Source organism: Pantoea allii (assembly GCF_046529425.1).
Classification (GTDB): Bacteria; Pseudomonadota; Gammaproteobacteria; order Enterobacterales; family Enterobacteriaceae; genus Pantoea; species Pantoea allii.
On sequence record NZ_CP125958.1, the window covers coordinates 3,896,805 to 3,919,904 of the forward strand.

14 protein-coding genes are annotated in these 23,100 nt (G+C 57.5%); 9 read left to right on the plus strand and 5 right to left on the minus strand.

Annotation, left to right across the window (positions count from 1 at the left end; all coding sequences use genetic code 11):
- Positions 1-25: 25 nt before the first annotated feature.
- Positions 26-1,945 (minus strand): murein transglycosylase, encoded by a 1,920-nt coding sequence (gene sltY / locus QNH99_RS18400; protein ID WP_410517022.1) that lies wholly within the window; start codon positions 1,943-1,945, stop codon positions 26-28.
- Positions 1,946-2,215: 270 nt separating this feature from the next.
- On the opposite strand from sltY, the gene atzF reads away from it, so the two are divergent.
- From atzF to QNH99_RS18445, 9 genes are all read left to right on the plus strand, one after another.
- Positions 2,216-4,012 (plus strand): allophanate hydrolase, encoded by a 1,797-nt coding sequence (gene atzF / locus QNH99_RS18405; RefSeq protein ID WP_410517023.1) that lies wholly within the window; start codon positions 2,216-2,218, stop codon positions 4,010-4,012.
- A 3-nt stretch (positions 4,013-4,015) separates the two neighbouring features.
- Entirely contained in the window at positions 4,016-7,633 is a 3,618-nt protein-coding gene (gene uca, locus QNH99_RS18410) for an urea carboxylase (RefSeq protein ID WP_410517024.1), read from the plus strand.
- A 9-nt stretch (positions 7,634-7,642) separates the two neighbouring features.
- The gene (locus QNH99_RS18415; protein ID WP_063878338.1) at positions 7,643-8,344 is read left to right on the plus strand and encodes a GntR family transcriptional regulator; all 702 of its coding nucleotides are present in this window, start codon (positions 7,643-7,645) and stop codon (positions 8,342-8,344) included.
- Positions 8,345-8,374: 30 nt separating this feature from the next.
- Positions 8,375-9,643: an urea ABC transporter substrate-binding protein gene (gene urtA, locus QNH99_RS18420; RefSeq protein ID WP_410517025.1), complete on the plus strand. Its 1,269-nt coding sequence runs from the start codon at positions 8,375-8,377 to the stop codon at positions 9,641-9,643.
- A gap of 77 nt (positions 9,644-9,720) precedes the next feature.
- Positions 9,721-11,286 carry an urea ABC transporter permease subunit UrtB gene (urtB, locus tag QNH99_RS18425; protein ID WP_218994931.1) on the plus strand — a complete coding sequence of 522 codons (1,566 nt, stop codon included), beginning with the start codon at positions 9,721-9,723 and terminating at the stop codon, positions 11,284-11,286.
- Positions 11,286-12,362: an urea ABC transporter permease subunit UrtC gene (urtC, locus tag QNH99_RS18430; protein WP_410517026.1), complete on the plus strand. Its 1,077-nt coding sequence runs from the start codon at positions 11,286-11,288 to the stop codon at positions 12,360-12,362. The genes urtB and urtC overlap by 1 nt, the downstream gene beginning before the upstream one ends.
- Complete coding sequence (gene urtD / locus QNH99_RS18435; RefSeq protein WP_410517027.1) at positions 12,355-13,146, plus strand: urea ABC transporter ATP-binding protein UrtD; 792 nt, start codon at positions 12,355-12,357, stop codon at positions 13,144-13,146. The genes urtC and urtD overlap by 8 nt, the downstream gene beginning before the upstream one ends.
- Positions 13,147-13,845, plus strand: a complete 699-nt coding sequence (urtE, locus tag QNH99_RS18440; RefSeq protein WP_410517028.1) for an urea ABC transporter ATP-binding subunit UrtE — start codon at positions 13,147-13,149, stop codon at positions 13,843-13,845. It begins immediately after the preceding gene.
- A 300-nt stretch (positions 13,846-14,145) separates the two neighbouring features.
- Positions 14,146-16,263, plus strand: coding sequence for a TonB-dependent siderophore receptor (locus tag QNH99_RS18445; protein WP_410517029.1), 2,118 nt, complete (start codon positions 14,146-14,148; stop codon positions 16,261-16,263).
- A 41-nt stretch (positions 16,264-16,304) separates the two neighbouring features.
- Here the strand turns inward: QNH99_RS18445 and QNH99_RS18450 are convergent, their stop codons facing one another.
- The 4 genes from QNH99_RS18450 to QNH99_RS18465 form a co-directional block, all read right to left on the minus strand.
- Positions 16,305-17,537 carry an MFS transporter gene (locus QNH99_RS18450; RefSeq protein WP_410517030.1) on the minus strand — a complete coding sequence of 411 codons (1,233 nt, stop codon included), beginning with the start codon at positions 17,535-17,537 and terminating at the stop codon, positions 16,305-16,307.
- Positions 17,538-17,625: 88 nt separating this feature from the next.
- On the minus strand, positions 17,626-19,977 hold the full coding sequence (locus QNH99_RS18455) for a GNAT family N-acetyltransferase (RefSeq protein WP_410517031.1): 2,352 nt from the start codon (positions 19,975-19,977) through the stop codon (positions 17,626-17,628).
- Position 19,978: 1 nt separating this feature from the next.
- Positions 19,979-21,271: a lysine N(6)-hydroxylase/L-ornithine N(5)-oxygenase family protein gene (locus QNH99_RS18460; RefSeq protein ID WP_410517032.1), complete on the minus strand. Its 1,293-nt coding sequence runs from the start codon at positions 21,269-21,271 to the stop codon at positions 19,979-19,981.
- A 10-nt stretch (positions 21,272-21,281) separates the two neighbouring features.
- The gene (locus QNH99_RS18465) at positions 21,282-22,835 is read right to left on the minus strand and encodes a pyridoxal phosphate-dependent decarboxylase family protein (RefSeq protein WP_109716581.1); all 1,554 of its coding nucleotides are present in this window, start codon (positions 22,833-22,835) and stop codon (positions 21,282-21,284) included.
- Between the last annotated feature and the right edge of the window lie 265 nt (positions 22,836-23,100).

Genomic DNA, 23,100 nt, shown 5'->3' on the forward strand with positions numbered 1-23,100 from the left:
TAAAGAGTACGGAAGCTTAACACAGCTAGTAGCGGCGATTCCACTCAGCATCTGACAGGATCTTGTCAGGCTGGCCCATGAAATACCGGTAGTAGGCATCATAAGCCAGGACGTTCTTCACGTAACCCCGGGTTTCGGAAAACGGAATGGTTTCGATAAAGGCGACCGCGCTCAGATTCCCTGCGGTACTGCCCTGCCACGTCCGTACCCGGCCCGGCCCGGCGTTGTAAGCCGCGGACGAGAAAATCCGGTTCTTATCAAACTGCTGGTAAACATACTCCAGATACTGCGTCCCGATCTGGATATTGGTTTGCGGATCAAGCAGCTGAGACGGATTGACATAGCCGGGTATGTTGAACATCTTCACGGTGTGCGTCGCTGTCGCGGGCATAATCTGCATCAGCCCACTGGCCCCCACCGGTGAACGCGCTTTGGGGTTCCACGCACTTTCCTGACGGGAAATGGCCATGGCATAACTTTGCGGAATGGTTTTCCCCTGGGTGTTCTGCTTATACAGCTCCTGCCATGCCAGCGGGAAACGTTCTTTCAGGCTGTCCCACATTTTCGCGGTAATCGTCGCCTGTACACTCAGATCCCACCAGTCCTGCTCGCTGGCATAACGCGCCAGCATCTGCTGCTGCACATGGGTTTTGCTGCCAATCAGGTTAGCCCATTCGCTGCGTGCCAGGTTGTCCATCCCCCAGTACATCAGCTCACGCACACGTGCCAACTCCGGCCCCTGGATTGTTGCACTGTCCGGTTTTGGAGCGGCATCCACCTGGAGTGGATATTCCACGCCCAAACGTTGCGCGGCGACCATGGGATAAAAACCGCGTGACTTCATCAGCTTATGCAGTATTTCATCCGCTTCTTCTTTTCGATCTTTTGAATAAAGCAGATCGGCCTGCCAGTATTGCCACTCATCTTTCTCTTTTGCCTCAACCGGCAGACGAGCAATCCAGGTGTTCAGACCACGACGATCGTTTTCAGTGAGCGCCAGGCGCACCCGCCGCTCTATTAACGCGGTAGACTCACTGTCCATCACCACCGCATCGCGCCAGCGCGCCTGCTCGGACGTCAAATCGCTCCCCATCATGCGCCAGACCACAATTTCTTTCAGCGCCTGCTCATCTTCGGGGCCCATTTTTTGCGCCCGCACCAGTTGCGGAATCATGCTACGGGCATTTTCCATATCGGCACGCGCGACGCGGGTGAACGCAAAAATCGTGGCCTGCCGTGTGAAATCGGTCGCACCGACGCTGTTGGCAAAGGTTGTAACGGATTGGGGATCTTTTTGCAGCGCCAGCAACGCATCCGATATCGTCTTATAATCGGCGGGCAGCGTTTTCGCCAGGTAGCTGACCAGGCTGTCATTGCCCGCTTTCATCGCCAGACGGATACGTTCAAGAATGGTGATGGGAGAAAGCTGACCGCTGGCCTGCCAGACAGAAAATAACTTGTCACAGTCATTCGGCAGGGCCGTACCACGCAGCCAAATCGCTTTTGCACCGTCAAAGGCGACCTGCTGCTGACCGGTTGACCATTTGGCATAGTACCAGTTACAGCGCGCCTGAACCGGCGTGGGTTCATCGGGGCTGAAGTTGAGCACGCCTTGCCAGTCCTGACGATGTGCCAGTACGTTAACAAAACGCGTTTTCAGCGAGCGGGCGGGCGGTAACGTGGGATACTTTTGAATGAAATTCTGTACCGCCAGGCTGGTTTCCTGATCGAGATCCTGCGCCAGCAGACGATATTCTAAATACGGGTAAAGCGGATAATCCTGCAGCGTCGGTAACAGCTGTTCGACTGTCGCCATTTGATTGCTGTCCCACGCCTGCTTAATCTGTTGATATCGTTGCCGTTGTTGATCAAGCGAATCAGCCCATGCGCTGCCTGCCGTGCTGACCAGGCAGATCCCTATCATCCAGTTACGCCACTTCTCCACGTAAATCTCCTCTGTTGCTGGGCGCTGGCTACGTGCCAGACGTTATTCATGCTAACCAGGGGAAGCCACTCTTGCCATGTTCTTCACAAAATTTACCTTAGCAGACGTTCAACGCACCACGATGTCACAATGCCTGCGCGACAACTGTGCATTTTATCATCACATATACTTATGGATGGCTGAATTATCTTATTGATTCATATAATTAAAATTCTGGCACAGGCTTTGCTTTGTTGAATCCCATCTTGTATACCTGTTGGAATTCATTGCATGGCTTCGACATTTGGCTTAACCCTAAAAGAGTGGCAGCAACGCGCTCAGCAGCACCCTGAGCAGATCCACACGCTGCTGGCGGCCCACCTTTCTGAGCTGGACCCGAAAGATAATGCCTGGATCTACCTTGCCACGCCGTCCCAGTTAATAGCACAAACTGAGCCGCTCCTGGCGCGCTACCAGCAGGACCCGGACTCGCTCCCACTGTTTGGTGTGCCCTTTGCAGTGAAAGACAACATTGACGTGGCTGGCTGGCCGACAACCGCCGCCTGCCCTGCTTTCAGCTATACCGCTGTTGATGATGCATTTGTGGTGGCGCGACTCAAAGCGGCGGGCGCGGTGGTGATGGGAAAAACCAACCTCGACCAGTTTGCTACCGGCCTGGTCGGCACACGTTCACCCTACGGCGCGGTATGTAATACCTTTGACCCGGATTTTGTCAGTGGCGGTTCGAGTTCCGGCTCTGCCTCGGTGCTGGCACGGGGCCTGGTGGCATTCTCACTGGGTACCGATACCGCGGGTTCAGGCCGGGTACCGGCAGGATTCAACAACATTGTCGGCCTGAAACCCACCAAAGGCTGGCTGTCCGCTCGCGGCGTCGTCCCTGCCTGCCGCCTGAATGACACGATCTCGGTGTTTGCACTGAGGGTAGAAGAAGCCTTTACCGTGGCCAGCCTGGCAGGTGGATACGATGCGCAGGACGCTTACTCCCGCGTTAGCCCACGCACGGCCCCCGCCGGCATGAAAACCCATCCTGATTTCGCCATTCCTGCTTCACCGCCGTTTTTTGATGATGCGGCTGCCGAAGCGGCATGGGATGCGGCGCTGGCCGCACTACAGGAGAGCGGCGCAACGCTGCATCCCATTGATTTCACGCCTTTCAGCCGACTTGCTGAACAGCTTTACCATGGCCCCTGGGTGGCCGAGCGTACCGCCGCCGTGGGTGAGATGCTTGCCCGGCCCGAGAAGATGGACCCTGTGGTGCACGGCATTGTCTCCAATGGCCTGAAATACAGCGCGGTCGACGCCTATCAGGCCGAATACCTGCGCGCCGATTTGACCCGCCATATCCAGCAGGTTCTGGCGCAGTTTGATGCGCTGGTTGTGCCCACCTCCCCCACGATTTACACCCTGGAGGAGATGCAGCAAGAGCCGGTGCTTTATAACTCGCATTTTGGGACGTACACCAACTTCACTAATCTGGCCGATCTCGCGGCGCTGTCACTGCCCGCCCCTTTCAGAAACGATGACCTGCCAGCAGGTATTACCCTCATTGCTCCCGCCTGGCATGACCGCGCCCTGGCGCAGTTTGGCCTGCGCTGGCAGCAGGCTATCGCCCTGCCGCTGGGGGCGACAGGCAGAGCCCAACCTGCTGCGCCTGCACCACTTCCCCTTTCCAGCGACCACGTTCGCATTGCGGTGGTGGGCGCGCACCTGACCGGCATGCCACTTAACTTTCAGCTCACGCAACGCCAGGCAGTCTGGGTAGAAGAGACGCAGACCGCTACGCAGTATCGCCTGTTTGCCCTGTTGGATGGCCCTATCAAAAAACCCGGTCTGATGCGAGCGGAACAAGGCGCAGCCATCACCGTCGAGTTGTGGGATATCCCACTGGCGCGCTTTGGCGAGTTCGTGGCCGAGATCCCAGCGCCATTAGGCATTGGCAGCCTGACGCTCGCCGATGGTCGCGTGGTGAAAGGCTTTATTTGTGAAGGTTCCGCGCTCACACACGCGCTGGAGATCACCGAATTCGGCGGCTGGCGTCACTGGCTCGCCTCTCTGGAGAGTCAATAAATCATGTTCAGCACCGTCCTGATTGCCAACCGTGGCGAAATTGCCTGCCGCGCTATCCGTACCCTGAAACGTCTGGGCATCACAAGCGTCGCGGTCTTTTCCGATGCCGACCGCAACGCGCAACATGTTAAAGATGCCGATATCGCCATCGGTCTGGGCGGTGACAAAGCCAGCGACAGCTATCTGCGCATTGATAAGATTCTGGCCGCCGCGCAGGAAAGCGGGGCGCAGGCTGTCTGGCCGGGTTACGGCTTTCTCTCTGAAAGTCTGCCGTTTGCGGCCGCCTGTGAGCAGGCCGGTATCGTGTTTGTTGGACCGACCGCGCAGCAAATTGGTGAGTTTGGCCTAAAACATCGCGCGCGTGAGCTGGCAGCGCGCGCCGGAGTGCCTATGACGCCGGGTACGGCGCTGCTCGACTCACTGGATGACGCCCTGGCCGCCGCAGATAACATCGGTTATCCGGTGATGTTAAAAAGCACTGCCGGTGGCGGTGGGATTGGGCTGACACGCTGTGCCGACGCCGATGCGCTGCGTCAGGCCTGGGAAAGCGTCCGTCGGCTTGGCGAACAGTTCTTCAGCGATGCAGGCGTATTTCTTGAACGCTGCATCGATCATGCCCGTCACGTTGAAGTGCAGATCTTCGGTGATGGCAAGGGTACCGTGGTCGCCCTGGGTGAGCGCGACTGCTCACTGCAACGTCGCAACCAAAAAGTGGTAGAAGAAACGCCCGCGCCCTGTTTACCCGCCGCAACCCGTGATGCGCTGCTGGCCTCAGCGGTGCGGCTGGGCGAGGTGGTCAATTACCGCAGCGCGGGAACCGTCGAGTACATTTACGATGCACAACAGGACGCCTTCTATTTCCTGGAAGTGAACACTCGCCTGCAGGTTGAGCATCCGGTCACCGAATGCGTCACCGGTCTTGACCTGGTGGAGTGCATGTTGCGCGTCGCGGCCGATGACGCGATCGACTGGCCACGCCTGCAGCAGGCACCTCAGGGTGCCTCGATTGAAGTTCGGTTATACGCCGAAGATCCGCTCAAAAACTTTCAGCCCAGCCCTGGCGTGTTAACCCAGGTCAGCTTTCCCGACGATGTGCGCGTCGATAGCGGGATCGGCACCGGTAGCGAGGTTTCAAGCTACTACGATCCGATGATTGCCAAACTGATCGTACACGCCGAAACCCGTGACGCCGCGCTGGCCAAACTGCAAGCCGCACTGGATGCCACCCAGTTGCACGGCATCGCCACCAATCTTGACTACCTGCGACAGATTGTCGCCACCGACGCGTTTCGCACTGGCAAGGTCTGGACACGTTTTCTGGATAATTTCACGCCGTCGGCAGCTGTGGTTGAAGTCCTGCAGCCCGGCACCTTTAGCTCCGTGCAGGATGTACCAGGCCGCCTTGGCTACTGGGATATCGGTGTGCCGCCGTCAGGCCCGATGGATGACTATGCTTTTCGCCTGGCCAACCGCATCGTCGGCAATCACGAGGCCGCTGCCGGGCTGGAATTTACCTTACAAGGCCCGACGCTGCGTTTCCATTGCGCGGCGACGATTGCCCTAGCCGGTGCTGACTGTGCCGCCACGCTGGACGGTGAACCCGTCGCTAACTGGCAGCCTGTTACGGTCAGGGCAGGACAAACGCTCACGCTGGGACGCGCTCAGCGCGGCTGTCGCTGTTATCTGGCCATTCGTAACGGTTTTGATGTGCCGGAATACCTTGGCAGCCGCGCCACCTTCTCGCTCGGGCAGTTTGGCGGGCACGCGGGGCGGACGCTGCGGGTCGCCGATATGCTACCGGTTTCCCAGCCATTGCTGGCGGCCTGTACCACGCCAGCGCCAGTCAGCGCACCTCAGGCACTCAGCCCGGCGCTGATACCGGATTATACCAACGAATGGCGCATTGGCGTGCTGTACGGGCCGCACGGCGCACCTGACTTCTTTACTCAGGCGGCCATCGATGACTTCTTTGCCAGCGACTGGCAGGTTCACTACAACTCCAACCGTCTTGGCGTACGCCTGGTCGGGCCAAAACCCAGTTGGGCACGCGCCAACGGTGGTGAGGCCGGCCTGCATCCGTCTAACGTGCATGACTGTGAGTACGCCATTGGCGCGATCAACTTTACCGGCGACTTTCCGGTGATTCTGACCCATGACGGCCCAAGCCTTGGCGGCTTTGTCTGCCCGGTGACGATAGCGAAAGCCGAGCTGTGGAAAGTGGGTCAGGTCAAACCCGGCGACAGTATTCGTTTTCACCCCATCAGCGTTGAAGAAGCCACCGCGCTGGAAAACGTCCAGAGGCAGGCAATTGCCACACTGCGCCCCCAGCCTGCGCCAGCCTTTCCCGTGCCCTCACTGGCCGAAAACCGCTTTGGTTCCGGCACGCTGCTTGCCGCCGTTGCGGCCACGGAGACCTCTCCACAGGCGGTCTATCGCCAGGCTGGCGATAAGTACATCCTGATCGAATATGGCGATAACGTCCTCGATCTGGCGTTGCGCCTGCGCGTGCATTTGTTAATGGAAGCGCTACGTGACCGGCCCGTTGCCGGTATTGAAGAGCTCTCTCCCGGCGTGCGCTCGCTACAAATTCGCTATGACAGCCTGGTCTTGAGCCAGTCGCAGTTGATGGCCGAGTTACTGGAACGTGAAGCCCTCCTTGGGGATGTGAGCCAACTGAAAGTCCCGTCACGCATCGTCTGGCTGCCGATGGCATTTGAAGACAGCGCCACGCTCGGGGCCGTTGAGCGCTATAAAGAAACCGTGCGGGCCAGTGCGCCCTGGCTGCCAAACAACGTCGACTTTATTCAACGTATCAATGGATTACCCCACCGCGAACAGGTGCGTGAAACGCTTTTTGACGCCAGTTACCTGATTCTGGGGCTGGGCGATGTGTACCTCGGCGCGCCCTGCGCCGTGCCTGTCGATCCGCGCCATCGCCTGCTGAGTTCCAAATACAGCCCAGCCCGTACATTTACGGCAGAAGGCACCGTCGGCATCGGCGGTATGTATATGTGCATTTACGGCATGGATTCGCCCGGCGGCTACCAACTGGTCGGTCGCACCTTACCCATCTGGAACACCTTCCTGAAAAACCCGCAGTTCAGCGCCGGTGAGCCGTGGCTGCTGCGCTTCTTCGATCAGGTGCGCTTCTATCCGGTGACGGAAGAGGCGTTAACGCAGATGCGTGACGATTTCCGCGAAGGTCGCGCCACGCTTCGTATTGAAGAAACTGAATTTGATTTTGCCGCCCACCAGCAGTTTCTGACAGATAACGCTGAAGATATCGCGGATTTCCGCCAACGCCAGGCAGCGGCTTTCGACCAGGAGGTCACGCTGTGGTCGCAGGAGGAACAGGAGGTCGCGTCCCCTTCTGATACTGCACCGGATGCCGCCGTGGAGGACGACAGTGCCCTGTCCGTACAGGCGGATATGAACGGCAACATCTGGAAAGTCCTGGTACAGCCCGGTGACGACGTCAGCGCCGGTCAAACGCTGGTGATTGTTGAAGCGATGAAAATGGAGCTGGCGATTGTCGCCCCGACGGCGGGTCGGGTGAAACGCGTCGACTGCCAGGCAGGCCGCGCCGTCAATCCCGGCGATTCGCTGCTGTGGCTGGAATAAGGAGAGCCGATGACAACCCGATCCCCTCGTCATAAAGGTCGCCCGGAAGCGCTGGCGGAACGCGTTTATCAGACACTGAAAAACGACATTTTTGAATTTCGCCTGATGCCCGGTGACCGCTTCAGCGAAAGTGAAATCGCTGAACGTATGGCGGTCAGCCGCACGCCGGTGCGCCAGGCGCTGTTCTGGCTGGAGCGTGAAGGCTATGTCGACGTCTGGTTTCGCAGCGGATGGCAGGTAAAAACCTTTGATTTCGCCTATTTCGAGGAGCTGTACGACCTGCGAACGGTGCTGGAGTGCGAAGCCGTGAAGCGCCTGTGTGAGCTGCCCTCGGCGCAGTGCGCCGCCCGGCTGCGCGAGCTTTATCAGTTCTGGTGTGAGGCCGCCCGTCTGGATGAGGGCAAGAAGGTGTCCCAGCACGATGAAGCCTTTCATATGACGCTGGTTGCCGCCGCTGGCAACAGTGAAATCGCGCGTATCCACGCCGAACTGACCGAGAAGATCCGCATTATCCGACGTCTCGATTTTACCCGCGAAGACCGGATCGCGGCGACGTATCGCGAGCACGCGCAAATTTTACAGGCCATTTTATTGCAGCAAACCGGTGAAGCCCAGCAGATGCTGAGTGGGCACATTGCCGCCAGTAAGGCAGAGGTCAGAAAAATCACAATCCATATGTTACAGCAGGCCAGGCTCCAACCCATCGAATAACGTATCCATCTAACCAGGGGTTTAACATTGATGAAAAGACGTTCATTGCTTAAGGCTTTTGCGCTCTCCGCTACCGTCGCAGGTATGGGATTCTCATGGAGTGCTCAGGCGGCTGACACGATTAAAGTGGGCATTATGCACTCGCTTTCCGGCACCATGGCGATTTCCGAAACGCCGCTGAAAGATGTGGCCCTGATGACCATTGATGAAATCAATGCAAAAGGCGGCGTGCTGGGTAAAAAGCTCGAACCGGTGGTGGTGGACCCGGCATCAAACTGGCCGCTGTTTGCAGAAAAAGCGCGTCAGCTACTGACCCAGGATAAAGCGGCCGTCGTTTTCGGCTGCTGGACATCAGTATCGCGAAAATCCGTGCTGCCCGTCTTTGAAGAACTCAACGGCCTGCTCTTCTACCCGGTGCAATATGAAGGCGAAGAGATGTCCCCCAACGTTTTCTATACCGGGGCAGCGCCTAACCAGCAGGCCATTCCTGCAGTGGAATACCTGATGAGCGAAGATGGCGGCAGTGCCAAACGCTTCTTCCTGCTGGGAACAGATTATGTTTATCCCCGCACCACCAATAAGATTTTGCGCGCCTTCCTGCATGCCAAGGGCGTACAGGATAAAGACATCGAAGAGGTCTACACGCCGTTTGGCTACAGCGATTACCAGACCATCGTGTCGAATATCAAAAAGTTTGCCGCCGGCGGGAAAACGGCGGTGGTCTCCACCATCAATGGCGACTCCAACGTGCCGTTCTACAAAGAGCTGGCTAATCAGGGCATCAAAGCCACCGATATTCCGGTAGTGGCGTTCTCTGTGGGCGAAGAAGAACTCCGGGGGATTGATACTAAACCTTTAGTCGGTCAGCTCGCCGCATGGAACTACTTTGAGTCGCTGGATAACCCCACCAACGCCAAATTCGTCGCCGATTATCGTGCTTATGCCAAAGCCCATAACCTGCCCAACGCCAACAGCGTTGTCACCAACGATCCGATGGAAGCCACCTACGTTGGCATTCACATGTGGGCGCAGGCGGTAGAAAAAGCGGGCACCACCGATGTGGATAAGGTGCGTGCCGCCATGGCCGGTCAGACCTTTAAAGCGCCGGATGGCTTTACCCTGACGATGGACCAGACCAACCACCATCTGCATAAACCCGTGATGATTGGCGAAGTGGAAGAGAACGGTCAGTTCAACGTGGTCTGGCAGACCGACAAACCGGTACGCGCCCAACCCTGGAGCCCGTATATCCCCGGTAATGACAAAAAACCCGACCACCCTGTGAAAACATCCCAGTAAAACAGGTGCCGCCCTTGTCCCGGAATAAGGGCGGCAAAAAGGACTTTCCATGCTCGCTTATTCAATGAGGCTCACTCATGACGCTTCGCCTGTGTTTCTTTAGTTTTTTGCTGCTCCTGCCGCTGTTTGCCAGCGCCGGACCGGCAGCCGACTTCGCTGCGGCCAGCCGAACCCAGCAGGCGGCATTGCTGCAACAGTGGGCGGCTGCGCCGGATGCCAGTCGCCTACCGCTGCTTCAGGCGCTGAAAGCCGAAACCGTGGTCACGGATCAGGATCGCCATCCCTTCAGTAAAACCGATAGCAGGTTGCTGCCGCTGGATGCCGCCCTGCAGCCGACGGGTGAAGTGAAAAAACTGTTTATGAACAACCGGCTGCGCGTGCTGGTTGCCAGTGCCCTCGCCGCACATCAACTGGTGAGCAATGATGCCAGCGTGCGCCTGAGCGCGGCTCAGCAGTTACAAAATGATGCGGCCAGCGATCTGCTTCCGCTGATTACGCAGCGCCTGAGCGTCGAAAAGGATGCGCAAGTGCACGCCGCGCTGGCAATGGCAGCAGCCAACCTGCAACTGACCAGCTCTCAGCCCATGGTTCGGCTGCGGGCGGTAAAACTGTTGGGCGAGTCCAGCGATCCCAATACCCAGGCCAGCCTGCAACGGCTGACGCAGCCCACAGCGGAACCCGATGAAACCGTCCGTGAAGCGGCGGCAGACAGCCTGAAACAGATCAAAAGTCGCCTGATGTGGGGCGATCTGCTGGGTCAGGCGTTTAGCGGCTTATCGCTGGGTTCGATACTGCTGCTTGCCGCGCTGGGTCTGGCAATCACCTACGGTCTGCTGGGGGTGATCAATATGGCGCACGGGGAAATGTTGATGCTGGGTGCCTACGCCACCTGGATGGTGCAAAACCTGTTTCAGCAGTTCGCGCCGCACTACATCGACTGGTATCCGCTGCTGGCGCTGCCGGTGGCCTTTTTGATGACCGCCGCTATCGGTATGGCGCTGGAACGCACCATTATCCGCCATCTTTATGGCCGCCCGCTGGAAACGCTGCTCGCCACCTGGGGCATCAGCCTGATGCTGATTCAGCTGGTGCGAATGCTGTTTGGCGCGCAGAACCTCGAGGTCGCTAACCCCACCTGGCTGTCTGGCGGTTTGCAAGTGCTGCCTAACCTGGTCCTGCCCTGGAACCGCATCGCGGTCATTCTGTTCGTGGTGTTTGTGCTGATGCTGACCTGGCTGCTGCTGAACCGCACGCGCCTGGGAATGAACGTGCGCGCGGTAACACAAAATCGGGCCATGGCCGACTGCTGCGGCGTACCGACGGGACGCGTGGACATGCTGGCTTTTGGCCTGGGCTCCGGCATTGCCGGGCTGGGCGGCGTGGCCCTGTCCCAGTTGGGTAATGTCGGCCCGGAACTCGGTCAGGGCTACATTATTGACTCCTTCCTGGTGGTGGTGCTCGGCGGGGTCGGTCAACTGGCCGGAACCGTCGTGGCGGCGCTGGGGCTGGGCATTCTCAATAAAGTGCTGGAGCCGCAAATCGGCGCGGTGCTGGGGAAGATCCTGATTCTGGTCATGATCGTGCTGTTTATTCAAAAACGTCCGCAGGGGCTGTTTGCGGTGAAAGGAAGGGTGACTGACTAATGACGCAACCGATCACCTTACGTCTGACTCGCCAGGCCCCGCGCCTGACGCTGTGTATTGGCGCACTGGTTACGCTGATGCTACTGATGATGCCGTTTCTGGCGCTGCTGCCTGCCGCCCATCCGTTGGCGATATCGACCTATACCTTAACGCTGGTGGGGAAAATCCTGTGCTATGCCGTCATCGCGGTGGCGCTGGATCTGGTCTGGGGCTATGCCGGTTTACTCTCTCTGGGGCACGGTCTGTTTTTTGCGCTGGGCGGTTATGCGATGGGCATGTACCTGATGCGTCAGGCGGCGGGCGACGGCGTACCGGCCTTTATGGCTTTTCTCTCCTGGGATCGCCTGCCGTGGTTTTGGGCGGGCACCCAGCATTTTGCCTGGGCGCTGTGCCTGATTGTGCTGGTGCCCGGCCTGCTGGCGCTGGTGTTTGGTTTTTTCGCCTTCCGTTCGAAAATCAAAGGGGTTTATTTCTCGATCATGACCCAGGCGCTGACCTATGCCGGTATGCTGCTGTTTTTCCGCAACGAGACCGGCTTTGGGGGCAACAACGGCTTTACCGGTTTCACCACCCTGCTCGGCTTTAACGTCACCGCCACCGGCACGCGCATCGGGCTGTTTATCGCCACCGTTATGCTGCTGTTGGTCAGTTTGGGCCTGGGTTTTGCCCTGGCTCGCAGTAAATTTGGTCGGGTGCTGACTGCGGTTCGCGACGCGGAAAACCGTCTGATGTTCTGCGGTTACGATCCCCGCGGCTTTAAGCTGTTTGTCTGGACGCTGTCCGCCGTGTTGTGCGGTGTGGCGGGCGCGCTCTATGTGCCGCAGGTCGGCATTATCAACCCCGGTGAAATGTCCCCGACCAACTCCATCGAAGCCGCCATCTGGGTCGCACTGGGCGGGCGTGGCACCTTAATTGGCCCACTGCTTGGCGCCGCGATTGTTAACGGCGCGAAAAGCGTTTTCACCGTCGCCTTTCCAGAATACTGGCTGTTCTTCCTGGGAATGATGTTTATCCTGGTCACGCTGTTTCTGCCGCGTGGTGTGATTGGCCTGCTGCGTCGGAGAAAACATGACTGAGCACCCGTTTACCCAATCGTTTCCTTCGGATCGCCATCGTGTTCAGCGCGATCCGGTGTTGCAACTGGAACAGGTCACCGTCTCCTTTGATGGCTTTCGCGCGCTGACCGATCTTTCCTTAGCGATCGGCGTTGGTGAACTGCGCTGCGTGATTGGCCCCAACGGGGCAGGGAAAACCACGCTGATGGACGTGATTACTGGCAAAACACGGCCAGATAAAGGCCGGGTCATTTACGATCAGGATCACGATCTCACGGCACAGTCACCTGTGGAAATTGCCCGCTGTGGTATCGGACGCAAGTTTCAGAAGCCCACGGTGTTTGAAGCCCTGACGGTGTTTGAAAATCTGGAACTTGCCCTGAAAACCAGCAAAACTGTCTGGGCCAGCCTGCGTGCACGGCTTAACAGCGAACAGCGGGATCGCATTGACGAGGTCCTGCTCCTGCTGCGGCTCACCGATTCGCGCCAGCGCCAGGCGGGCTTGTTGTCACACGGGCAAAAACAGTTTCTGGAGATCGGCATGCTACTGGTACAGGAACCGCACCTGCTTCTGCTGGATGAGCCCGCCGCGGGCATGACCGATGCGGAAACCGACTATACCGCCGAGCTGTTCCGTGGTCTGGCAGGGAAACACTCACTGATGGTGGTTGAGCACGATATGGGCTTTGTGGAAACCATTGCCGACCACGTGACGGTTTTGCATCAAGGTAAGGTGCTGGCGGAAGGGTCGCTGCGCGACGTTCAGGCCAATGAGCAGGTCATCGACGTTTATTTGGGGCGCTAAATGTTACAGGTATCGGAACTGCATCAATATTACGGCGGCAGCCATATTCTACGTGGCCTGTCCTTTGAGGTTAAGACCGGTGAGATCACCTGCCTGCTGGGCCGCAACGGCGTGGGAAAAACCACCCTGCTGAAATGCCTGATGGGGTTGATTCCGGCCAAATCGGGTGAGGTACGCTGGCAGGACAAGTCGATTGGCGCGCGAAAGCCTCATCAGCGCGTGCAGTCCGGCATCGCTTACGTCCCACAGGGACGCGAAATTTTTCCGCGTCTGACGGTCGAGGAGAATCTGCTGATGGGGCTGTCACGCTTTCCCGCTGCCAGGGCGAAACAGGTTCCTGATGAGATTTATCAGCTTTTCCCCGTGCTGTTCGACATGAAGTCACGTCGTGGCGGCGACCTGTCGGGGGGACAACAGCAACAGCTGGCGATTGGACGCGCGCTGGCAAGCCGTCCGCAGTTGCTGATCCTCGACGAGCCCACCGAAGGGATACAGCCATCGGTGATCAAAGAGATTGGCATGGTGATCCGTCAGTTGGCGCAACGCGGCGATATGGCGATTCTGCTGGTCGAACAATTCTATGATTTTGCCGCTGAGTTAGCCGACAGCTACCTGGTCATGTCACGCGGCGAAATTATTCAGCGCGGTCGGGGTGACGATATGGAAACGGATAACGTGCGGAGCCTGGTCGCGATCTGAGATAACAGCCACGTAGCAGGTCAGAAATGCTTGCTGACCTGCCCATCTTGTTTACCTGGCGAGTGCCGCACGAGCCGCCATTTCCCCCCGCTGAAATCGACCTGAGCCCACCCGCCATCCACGCCGTTTTCCTTCTGCCTGCAATTTCTTCAGCCATAACGGTGAACACGTCTTGTAATCATTAACAGTAAAGGCAATAATTCTCATTTGCATTCAATGCGCATTATCTGATCGTAATCAAAATTTACGCTCCTTTCCTCTGACAGGAGCAGGGTATTTACCTTTTGTAAGGGATAAACAATGAGAATGCCTTTCGGCCCGAAACGGTTAGCGTTGCTGTGTTCCATCGCCATTGCCACACCGGCAGTCACGTTTGCCGCCAACACGCTGGTGGTGACGGCAAAGCCTGAAGAAACGTCGACAACCCCAACAGAAGGCTATACGGCGACCGTCAGCAAAGGCGCGACCAAGACCGATCGCCCGCTGATCACCACCGGTCAGTCGGTGTCGGTGGTGACGCGCCAGCAGATGGACGATCAGGGCGCAATGGATGTGAATCAGGCGCTGAACTATACCGCGGGCGCCTTTACGAACTTCGCCGGCGCGGCCACCCGCTACGATACGATGTCGCTGCGCGGTTTCCACGGCGGCGATGTGGATAATATTTTCCTCGACGGCCTGCGCCTGATGAGCGATCCCGGCAGCTACAACGTGCTGCAGGTTGATCCCTGGTTCCTCGAACGCATTGATGTGATCAAAGGGCCTTCTTCCGCCCTGTACGGGCAAACCGTACCGGGTGGCTTAGTCATGGAGACGTCTAAGCGTCCACAGTATGCCCCCGCTGGTCACTTCCGCCTGTCCACCGGCACTCACAACACCAACAGCGCCGCATTTGATTACACCAATGCGATTAACGATCAGTGGGCTTTTCGTCTGACCGGCATCACGCGCAACAGTGATACGCAGTACGATCATACCCGCGAAGAAAAATATGCGATTTCACCCTCGCTGCTGTGGCAGCCGGATGAGGATACCTCACTGCTGTTACGCGCCTATCTGCAAAAAGATCCTTCCGGTGGCTACCACAGCGCCGTGCCGGGTGACGGCAGCATCACCGAGCATAACGGACGTAAGCTCAGTACCGGTTTTTATGACGGCGACAGCACGCTGGATCAGTTCAAACGTCGTGAGCAAATTTACAGCGCGGAGTTCGCTCACCGCTTTAACGAAACCTGGGCCTTCCGTTCCAACGCCAGCTACTCCCATTCCAATGTGGATTTGGATCAGGTTTATCAGGCTGGCTGGGATTCCCCTCAGTCTGAACTGCTCAACCGCTACTACTCCGGTTCACGTTCCTCACTGCAGGCGTACGCGATCGATAATCAACTGGAAGCCGATTTTGATACGGGCCCGGTGGATCATAAGGTGGTGCTGGGCGCGGAATATCATCAGTACACCAACGATTTGCGCGATGCCAGTGGTTTAGCCAGCCAGCTCAATGCGCTGACAGGCCAGGCCGTGGGACCGAATCCGGCTTACGTGTTCCAGAACTCGCAGCGCCGCTACTATCAAACCGGTATGTACCTGCAGGATGAGATGAAATGGGACAAGTGGCATCTGGATCTTTCCGGCCGCTACGATCGGATCGTCTCTGAAAACAGACAGTACAGCAGCGATACGCAGTATCGTCGTCAGGACGATCACGTGAGCGGTCGCGCGGCGCTGCTGTATGCATTCGATAACGGTATCTCTCCGTACGTCAGCTACAGCCAGGCCATTACGCCGCAGTCCCTTTCCGGACAGGATGGCAATCTGCTGAAACCCACGACCTCGGAACAGTACGAGACCGGCATTAAATACCAGCCGGTGGGCACGTCCGATCTCTACTCGGCGGCGATCTACGATCTGACCCAAAATGACGTCGGCAATCGTGTGGTGGTAGGGTCCTATTATGAACCGGCCGGGAAAGTGCACTCGCAGGGGCTTGAGCTGGAAGCACATAATCAGTTAACCCCGCGACTGAGCACGCTGGCGAGCTTTACGCTCAACCACGTGCGCTTTAAAGATTCCATCGACGGTAATAACGGTCATACGCCTTACGTCACGCCTGATTCGATGGCTTCCGCGTGGGCGAAATACCAGTTCGACGCCGGGATCAGCATCGGTGCAGGCGTGCGTTACATTGGTCGGCAGTGGGCAGACAATGAAAATACTACCCGTCTGCCGTCTGCCACGCTGTTTGATGCCTCGGTACGTGCCGATTTAGGCGCCTGGAACAGCAGCCTGAAAGGGGCTTTTGTGCAGGTTAACGCCAATAACCTGACCGACCGCGACTATGTGTCCGCCTGCTACGGCACCGGTTTCTGCTACTGGGGCGCAGAACGGACCGTCGTTGCCACTGTCGGCTACGATTTCTGATCGCTACCGAACAGGCGGCAAACCCTGCCGCCTGTCTCACCCTATACTGCGACGACGCGATGTCGTCGCAGATTTTCGCGCAGAAACGACCGCACCAGTCCCAACCACAGCAAGCCGCACAGCAGATTCAGCAGGCTGAACCAGGCCATCCCGCCACTGAAATACGCCACTTTGACCGCCTCAATGCCCAGCGCAAACACCACCATACTGATCATGCCCAACATCGCCGCCACGCTGCCCTTCCCTGCCCGACTGGAAAAGAGCGTCAGTCGGTACAGCCCGGCATTCACCATTCCGGTGCCGAAGCCGTAAAGGCTCAGGCCCGCCGTCAGCCATACATAGCTGCCCGCATCCATAAGCGTGCCGACAGCGGCTATCGCCAGACCGGTAATAATCGGCCAGGCACCCAGCCGCAGCGGCTGCTCAACCGGCAGACGGCTGGCAAGCCGACCCAGCGTCAGATTTCCGGCAATCATCGCCACAAAGACCGGCAACTGGAGCAGCGCATATTCCATTCGGCTCAGCCCCAGATCGTGAATCAGGATCACCGGAGAAAGGGCGACCCAGCCCAGACAGGGAATGGTGACCAGGCCAATGGCCAGCGAACCGCTTATCACCTGCCGCTCTTTTAACAACGCGTAATAGCCCGCTGCCAGCGACGTCAGCGACACAGAGGTGTTTCTGTCGCCCGCCGTTTCCGGCATCGACAACCACAACCCCGTCAGCGCCAGGGCAGACAGCGCAGCAAAAAACAGAAACAGCGTGCGCCAGTCTGCGACGGCAAGAAACGCCGTGCCCGCCAGCGGCCCGGCCAGCGGTGCCAGCAGGGCCACGTTAGCCATCAGTGCCATCATCTTTACGCTGAGTGCGTCGTCAAACGCTTCCTGAATAGCGGCATAACCGACCGCGCCGATGAAACACAGGCTGATGCCCTGAAGAAAGCGCAGCAAGATAAACTGCCCCATGCTCTGTACCCAGTGGGTCGCCAGACAGGTCAGCATGAAAAACGCGACGCCCGCCAGCAAGACCGGGCGGCGTCCCAGCTTGTCCGACAGCGGCCCCAACAGCCACTGCAACACCATGCCGCCCATCAGGTAAGCGGTCAGTGACGTGGACACCCACTCCGGGCCGACATGAAACGCCTGCGTCACCCGCAACATGCCCGGCTGAATCATGTCGTGCGCCAGATAGGTGGCAAATTCAAATAACACCAGCGATAAGGGAAACAGTAAATGTCGACGCGTGAGGCGCGAGACAGGTTGAAAAAGAGCCATCGTGAATACTTTCCAAAACAAGATAAAAAAACGCGGCCGCCTGAGCGACCGCGCTGATACTGTCCGACGTGCTGACACCGCTAACGAGTTAGCGCCACGTGGCAATAGGGTTAACCAGCGTGCCGGCAAACTTGAGGTTTTCTGCGGGATCGGACAGGTTAATCATCTGCTGGTTATTCGCCAGCTGCAGGCGATTCAGGCAGGAGCGGGTAAATTCGGGCGCAAACATGTCGTAACGGGCGAACTTGCTGGCAAGCTGCGGATGCGCCTGCTGATAGTCCTTCACGCACTGCGCCACCAACTGCCAGAACTGGCTTTCCGACAGCGTATTCGACTGATGCAAAATCGCGCTGATAAAGCGGAAGATGCAGTCGAAGACGTCGGTAAAGATCGACAGCAGTTTAAGGTGCTCAGGCACGTCCACCGCCAGTCGCTGCACCTTTTCAGGCAGAACGGCATCCGGATTCATCACCGCGATCTCCTCCCCAATGTCCTTCATATAGGCGCTGACCGGCACATTGTTTTCCAGCAGCAGGATCAGGTTTTCGCCATGAGGCATAAACACCAGATCGTGTTGATAGAAGCAGTGCAGCAGCGGGCTGAGGTAACAGTTCAGGTAACGACCAATCCACTGTTCCGCAGGCAGGCCGGAATCAGCGATCAGCGCGGGCAGTAACGGCTGCTGATGGTGATCGACATGCAGCAACGCGGCCATGGTCATTAAACGCTGGTTGGGCTGCAGATCAGTGACCGGATTATCGCGCCACAGGGCCGCAAACATTTTCTTGTAAGCGGAGTCGCCTTGAATGGCGCGTTCGTAGTGTCGGTTGTGATAGCCCACAGCGGCCACTTCGCGCAGGATGCGGAAATCACAGCGCCGGAGCCAGTCATCCTTTGCCACCAGCCTTTCCAGCCATTCATTAATCGCGGGCGTGGTCGCCATATAGTAAGGAGAAAGGCCGCGCATAAAGCCCATGTTCAGCACCGACAGCGCCGTTTTCACATAGCGTTTACCCGGCTGACTGCGGTTGAAAAAGGTGCGAATCGACTGCTGCGCCTGATAGCCATCGTCCCCGATCCCCAGATAAATAATGTCCTGGCTGGCAATATCCGCGGCAAACACCGTCAACAGTTTATTCTGCCACTGCCAGGGATGGACCGGCATCAGGATATAGTCGTCCGTGACGACACCCTGGCTCGCCAGCTGAGCGGCGAACTGGTCAAGCACAGACTGTCCTAACTCTTCCTGCAGCAGGCGCTCATAGCTCAGCTCGCTGATGCTGGAGAAGTGGGCATTACGGCGATGCACAGCCACCCAGATCAGATTTACCGGCGTGGCGGCTTCGGGGGCATAAGCCAGATAATCGCGCGCATCAAAACCGATACGGCCGTTATTGGCGACAAAGCAGGGATGGCCTTCCGTCATCGCGGATTCGACGGTCTGAAAGTCCGCCTTTACCAGCGCCTGGCTGTCTGGATTGTTCTTCTGCAGTTTAAACACGCTGCTGCACAAGGTGCTGCTGATCTCCTCCATATAGGTCGCCAGCAGCGCCTGAGAAATGCCGATTTGCGCATTAAACTCCTCAATAAACTGCAGCGCATCCAAGGGTAAACGGCGGCCGTTTTCCTGTTTTTCCAGCGACGCCAGATCGATTTCCCAGTGGTCAAGCGCCCGGCGTTGTGCGGAAAAAACGTATGCCGACTCGCCCCCCGGTACGGCCAGTTGATAACGGCCAGCGCCCATGTCGACAGGCGTGATCAATTTTTCGTGCGCGAATTCGGCAATCGCTTTGCGAATCAGTAAACGGTTGGCTTGCAGCCAGTCATTGCCGGTAAGGTGTGAACCGTTCAACAGCGGTGTGGTGTTATTCATCAGTGAATCCTGCAGTAGAGCCTGTTGATAATCTTCGCGCTGGCAGAAGGCCAGCCAGGCGGTTTTATGTTCCATATCAATCTGGTGCTGATAGCGAAAACCGGCACGTTTATTCAGGCGATGGATTTTGTCATTGCGCACGTCCGGCTCGACCACCACGCGGTTGACCTCGGGGCGGCTGAACAGGTAGTCCATGACCGTACTGAACACCTGCCAGCTAAACTGGCTGACCGGGTTAACGGCGGGCGCGATCAGAATATGCATGCCGTAGTCGTCTGGCTGTGCAGGATAATGCCTGCCGACCTCATCCTCGCTGGCGCGATAGCATTCGATCAGAAACGCCGGTTCGCCATCGCAACAGCCGATTAAGGCCGCATGGGGATCTTTTGCCGTCAGCTGTTGATAGAATTCGGCGACCTGTTCAGGCGAGTGATCCTGCATGCCCCAGAAACGGGCGTAGTCGCGCGTGACCCAGCGGTGAATAAGCATCACGTCGTCGGGCTGCATGGCACGGAGGGTAAACTGGCCCGCAGGTCGGGCCGCAGTGAAAAGCGTTGACTGTGACATATCAATGTTCCGATTGGGCCGGGAAGGTCTGGAAGGCGATCTGCCGCTCGACGGGATAAATTTCCCGCCCGGTGAGTTCACGCAGGAGCACCGAGTTGCGATAGCAGGCCATGCCGAGATCCGGCGTGACAAAGCCGTGCGTATGCAGCTCTGCGTTCTGCACGAAGATCTGGTTATGCTGGTCAATACTGTAGTTGCGCTGGACGTCGTAACGGCCCTTCTCGTCCCAGCGCAGACGCTGGCTGATGCCTTCGATAAACATCGGCGGGCGATACTGATAACCCGTTGCCATCACCAGCCCCTGGGTGCGGCGCGTATACGTACAATCCTGCTCCTGCTGATGCAGGGCGAGTTCAAACTCCCCGCTCGGCAACCAGCGCATGCCGGTGAGCTCCGAATGGGTGAACAGGTTAACGTTCAGCGCGCCATCCAGTTGCTTGACGTACATCAGGTCGTAGATGTCATTGATTAAGGTGCTGTTGATGCCTTTGTAGAGGTTTTTGTGGCGCGCGTTCAGCGCATCACGTTTTTCCCCCGGCAGCGCGTGGAAGTAGTCGACCCATTCTGGCGAGGTCATCTCCAGCGTCAGCTTGGTGTATTCCAGGGGATAGAAGCGCGGTGCGCGGGTTATCCAGTTAAGCTGGTAGCCAAACCGATCGATGTCCGTCAGCAGGTCGTAATAGATCTCTGCGGCACTCTGACCGCTTCCCAGCACGGTGATGGTGCTCTTTTTCTGCAGCTCCGCCTTGTCCGCCAGATACTGGCTGGAATGGGTAAAGCGCGACTGATGCGATCGGCTGCACTCCGGCAGCCACGCGGCAGGCCCGGTGCCCAGTACCAGTTTGCGCGTCAGCCACTCCTGCTGTTGCCCGCTGAGCGTATCTACCGCGCGAATACGGTAGCACTGCTGGGCATCGTCGTAGCTCACGTAATCTACCCGCGTATTCCAGCGCAAATTACTCAGCTGTGAGCACGCCCACTGACAGTACTGGTTGTACTCTTTACGCATCAGGAAAAAGTCTTCGCGGATATAGAACGAATAAATTTTCCCCTTCTGTTTCATGTAATTCAGCAGGCTGTAAGGATTGGTGGGATCGGCCAGCGTCACCAGATCGGCCATAAACGGCGTTTGCAGGTGCGCACTTTCCAGCATCATGCCGGTATGCCAGTCGAACCCCGGATTTTGATCCAGAAAGAGGCCGTTCAGCCCCTCAACCGGCTCGCTCAGACAGGCCAGGCTGAGATTAAAAGGCCCAATACCAATACCGATAAAGTCATAAATTCTGTTGTTCATCGCACCGTTCTCACTGGTTAGCCACCTGTAATGTCATGTCACGTGCCTGTTCGCGACCGTAATGGGCGATCAAGGCAATCACATCTTCCATGTCAGCTAGCGAGGTGGTGGGATTAAGCAGCGTAAATTTCAGGTACTGGCGGCCATCCACTTTGGTACCGGCAATCACCGCATTACCGGAACGGAACAGGGCCTTGCGGATACCGGCATTGATGGCGTCCAGCTGTACCGGATTCATGCCGGGGCGCGGCACGAAGCGGAAGATTTGGGTGGTCAGTTCAGGCGCGTGCAGGACCTCAATCACCGGATGGGCTTTCAGCAACTGATGGGTTGCCTGGGTTAGCGTAATAAGGCTGTCAAACGCCTCACCCAGCTTCGCCGGCCCCATGATGCGCAAGGTCAGCCACATTTTCAGCGCGTCAAACCGGCGCGTGGTCTGAATACTTTTATTCACCAGGTTTGGCGTCCCTTCCTGCTGAGCGCTGAGCGGATTAAGGTAATCAGCATGGTGCGTCACGTGGCTGAGGTGCTGTTTATCGCGCACGAAGAACGCGCCGCAACTCACGGTCTGGAAGAACGACTTGTGATAATCCACCGTCACCGAGTCGGCTTTTTCAATGCCGTTGAGGCGCTGGCGATGCGCTTCCGAAACCAACAGACCGCAACCGTACGCCGCGTCGACGTGCATCCAGATGCCGTGCTGCTGACACAGTGTCGCGATGGTTTCCAGCGGATCGATGCTGCCGAAATCGGTGGTGCCGCTGGTGGCGACGACGGCAATCGGGATCAGGCCCTGCTCGTGGCAACGCGCAATCTCGTGCGCAAGCTGCACGCTGTCCATGCGGTAATCGTCGTCGTAATCCACCGGAATGACCGCATCGTAGCCCAGGCCGAGAATGGCCATCGATTTCTGAATGCTGAAGTGGCTCAGTCTGGAGGTCAGGACGCGCCATTTGGCGGCATCGGCCGGCAGGCCCTGATGTTTGATCAGATGGCCCGGATGATGTGCGGCGCACCAGCTGTCGCGTGCCAGCAGCATCGCCATCAGGTTTGACTGCGTCCCACCGCTGGTAAAGATGCCGTCTGCGCTCGCCGGCAGACCGATGCGGCTCAGCGTCCAGTCAATAACCTTCTGTTCAATCAGCGTTCCGCCCGCGCTCTGATCCCAGGTATCCACGGAGCTGTTGACCGCGGCCATGATTTGCTCCGCCAGCAACGATGGCAGTACCACCGGGCAGTTAAGGTGCGCCACGTATTTGGGGTGATGGAACCAGACGGCATCACGCAGATACAGTGACCCTAACTCTTCCAGCGCAGCCTCATTATTTCCCAGCGGCTGGTCAAGATCGACGGCGCTAAAAGCCGGCGCCAGCTCGTGAGGCAGGATACCGCTGAAGGGTTTCTCAACGCGCTGAACGGTGTGGGTGATCAGCGTCAGCGCCTCCTGCGTTTGCTGATGCCAGGCCGAAATTTGCGCATCATTGAAAATAAAGTCCTGAGCAGTAAGGACCGCATCAGACAGCTGTCGGTGAGGCACCGACGGGTTTTGCTTACGTACCACCATATCCCGTTCCTTTATTAAAGGCGTAAGCCGCCCAGCCACCGTTTAAAAAGGGCAGCAGCCTGCGCCAGACCACGCGAGTCAATTCAGATTCAGTAACCTTTAGCCGAGACGGCTCACCCATGAGGTCAAAATTTTTGAGAATTTATGTTCACAAAAAAGCTAAAAAACTACATTTTATGTGGTTTATTTGTATTAAATGAGCAATTGTTAATGACAATAACAATATAAATAATAATCATTATCATTCAATATTTGGAATGGCGAG